General features: G+C 59.7%; 2 protein-coding genes. Both read right to left on the reverse strand.

Translation table 11 applies throughout. The features are described from left to right. On the reverse strand, positions 1-394 hold a 394-nt coding region (locus A5622_RS29410), incomplete at its 3' end, for a class I SAM-dependent methyltransferase (RefSeq protein ID WP_232003048.1). Continuing rightward, complete coding sequence (locus A5622_RS29415; RefSeq protein WP_197508103.1) at positions 391-1,014, reverse strand: glycosyltransferase; 624 nt, start codon at positions 1,012-1,014, stop codon at positions 391-393. The genes A5622_RS29410 and A5622_RS29415, both read right to left, overlap by 4 nt. Positions 1,015-1,675: the final 661 nt, after the last annotated feature.

Genomic DNA, 1,675 nt, shown 5'->3' on the forward strand with positions numbered 1-1,675 from the left:
AGACGATGATGACGCCGGGCCGCAACGCTGGCCCGATGTGTTCGAAGATGGTTTTCGTTGAGCTGTAGAGGTCTGCGTCGACGTGCACGAGGGTGATGTCGTCGGGCAACGTCATCGACGGCAACGTGTCGGCGAATAGCCCCACAACGAGGAGAACGTTGTCGATCGCTGGGGGCTCGCATGCGAATGTGCCGGCGGGGAATGTGGTTCCGATGTCGGTCGGTTCACGAACCCAGTCCTCCGGTAGGCCGGCGAAGCTGTCGAATCCGATCACGGGCATGTGTTCGGCGATGATGCGCGCGCTGGTGCCGGTGGCGACGCCGAACTCTAACGCCGTTCCCTTGAATGGGGCGTTTTCCCGTAAGATCCGTTGCAGCAGACGGTACTCACTCACTGTGCCCTCTTCCATGCGTTATAGGCGTTGGGGTGTGACCGTTCGGCGTACTGCCTAGCTACCGAGGTGGCCGGGCAGTCACGGTAGATGTAGAGCGTTTTGTTGATGGCGCATTCGGTTTTAGCCACCGACAGGAGTCGTTGCGCCCAGTCGAAGTCTTCGCCGTAGGACGTCTCGGCGAACGGCAACGCGAGCGCAATGTCTCGGCGCACAGCGCTGGTGTGACGCGGCGTGTTCAGGCCGCGCGTGCTGTCGTCGGTGAACCGCAGCGAGTGCCGTATGACGCGTTTCCGCGCGCCGTTGAACTGGTACTCGAGGTTGAACACTAGGACGTCGGCGCCGGACCGTGTTGCGTTCAACAAGGATTCGACGTAGTCGTCGGCGATTTCGTCGTCGTCGTCGACGAACACAACGTATTTGCCGGCTGCCATGTTGACCAGGTGGTTGCGTTTACCGCCGATGGTCATGGACCTGGTGTCGGTGAGGACAATGACTTCCACGCGGGACCGATCTCGGTCCGCCAGTTTGTCTATCTGGCCGTAGAGTTGCCGCTGGATCTGCGCGGCGAATCCGTCGAATCGTTCAGATACGGAGCAGACCAGGATGGACAGGTCGATCACGCGCGCAGCCTCGCTATCCACTATCAGCAGCCCTCTCGGCTAGTCGATCACCCAGCTCACCCAGGCGCAGCCTTGGCCGAGCAGTACGGCGAGGTTGATCAGTATCAACCACCAAGCGATAGCGGCCGCGCGTGGCGCGGCGGTGTCAGGTCGGGCTATGCGGCCGTCTGACCGGGCGTCCATGATCCTGATTTACGCATGGCAGTGCCGCCTATCAAAATACGACCTGCGGTTTTACAGTGACATACCCGAAAAAGGGCGCAACTGTCTTAAGACAAAGCCATCGTATACATGTAACGCGGCGCAAGTCAAACGGCACACATACCCCTACCAACCACCGGACAGCATCTGGTCATTCGTGCATGTGCTGCCGCATGATAAGCACTGCCAGTCGTCATTTGATTCCAGTCGGTCCGCTTCCCTGGTAAGCGCCTGCGCATAACACGAAGGACAGGGAAGGTTCGCCCGCACACGCAACGGGCGCGGCGGGGCTTCCGGGATATCCTCAACCTGCGTAGTGCCGAACCGATTCGCATCAGAACCAGTAACGGATCCAACGCGGTGATTTCCACGTAACGACTTATCCCGCAACCGCAGCGTCCCTGTGTTGGTAATGGCGTGCGTCCGATTGTATTTCGGTCGTTCTGTTTGTATCGCCACA

The sequence above is a fragment of the Mycobacterium sp. 1245801.1 genome (assembly GCF_001673055.1).
Taxonomy (GTDB): domain Bacteria; phylum Actinomycetota; class Actinomycetes; order Mycobacteriales; family Mycobacteriaceae; genus Mycobacterium; species Mycobacterium europaeum_A.